Source organism: Rubrivivax albus, from assembly GCF_004016515.1.
Taxonomy (GTDB): domain Bacteria; phylum Pseudomonadota; class Gammaproteobacteria; order Burkholderiales; family Burkholderiaceae_C; genus Rubrivivax; species Rubrivivax albus.
The window spans coordinates 1-1046 of record NZ_SACT01000036.1 but is presented as its reverse complement, the minus strand read 5'-3'; the positions used below and the strand labels follow the sequence as shown (position 1 = coordinate 1046).

1 protein-coding gene is annotated in these 1046 nt (G+C 66.8%); it reads left to right on the top strand.

Translation table 11 applies throughout. The annotated features are described in order from the left end of the window. Positions 1-84: 84 nt before the first annotated feature. A complete protein-coding gene (locus ENE75_RS24635) occupies positions 85-1041 on the top strand; it encodes an IS1595 family transposase (RefSeq protein WP_128201770.1) in 957 nt (318 codons plus the stop codon). Positions 1042-1046 lie beyond the last annotated feature (5 nt).

Here is a 1046-nt window from a genome sequence, read left to right as displayed (position 1 = left end):
TCCTGATTAGCGATGAAGCTCAGCTGGCTCACTCTGTGAGCCACTGAGCGCCGAGGATGGGCGCATCCCACCAGGAGATGCGCCATGCCGATGAACCGAGTCCAGTTCCAGAAGGGGCTGTCGTTGCCAGAGTTCATGGACCGCTACGGAACCGAGGAGCAGTGCGAGCAGGCGCTGGTTGCCGCGCGCTGGCCTGGTGGCTTCGTCTGCCCGGTCTGCGGCGTGATGCAGTCGCGCACCTCGTTCCGGCGCGAAGGCCGCCTGTACTGGCAGTGCGCTGGCTGCCAGCATCAGTGCAGCGTCATCAGCGGCACCGTCTTCGAGGCCACCAAGTTGCTGCTGACGCGCTGGTTCCTGGCCATGCAGCTCCTCACCCAGGCCAAGAACAACGTCTCGGCGCTGGAGCTGACCCGGCAGCTGGGCGTGAGCTACCGCACCGCCTGGCTCGTCAAGCACAAGCTGCTACAGGCCATGGCGCTGGCCGAGTCCGACCGCCAGCTCAGCGGCCGCGTCGAGGTCGACGACGCCTATCTCGGCGGGGAGCGCAGCGGCGGCAAGGCCGGCCGAGGCTCGGAGAACAAGGTGCCCTTCGTCGTGGCGGTGCAGACAACCGAGGACGGCCGCGCGCACCTGGCCTGCCTGTCGGCGCGGCCGTTCACCAAGGAGGCAATGACGGACTTCATCGCCACCAGCATGGGCCTGCCGCTGACGATCGTCTCCGACGGCCTGGGCTGCTTCACCGTGGCCGCCTCGATGGGCGCCGTCCATGACCGCGAGATCACCGGCGGCGGCAAGGCCAGCGTGCTCAACGAGAAGTTCCGCGCCGTCAACACGCTCATCGGCAACGTCAAGACCGCCCTGACAGGCACGTACCATGCCATCAAGTTCGCCAAGTACGGCTACCGCTACCTCGCCGAGGTGCAGTTCCGCTTCAACCGGCGCTACGACATGCGCTCCATGCTCGGCAGCTTGCTGCGAGCGCTGGCCAAGACGCCCAGGCAGCCCGAGCGGGGAATCCGGGTTGCTGAGGTTCATCGCTAATCAGG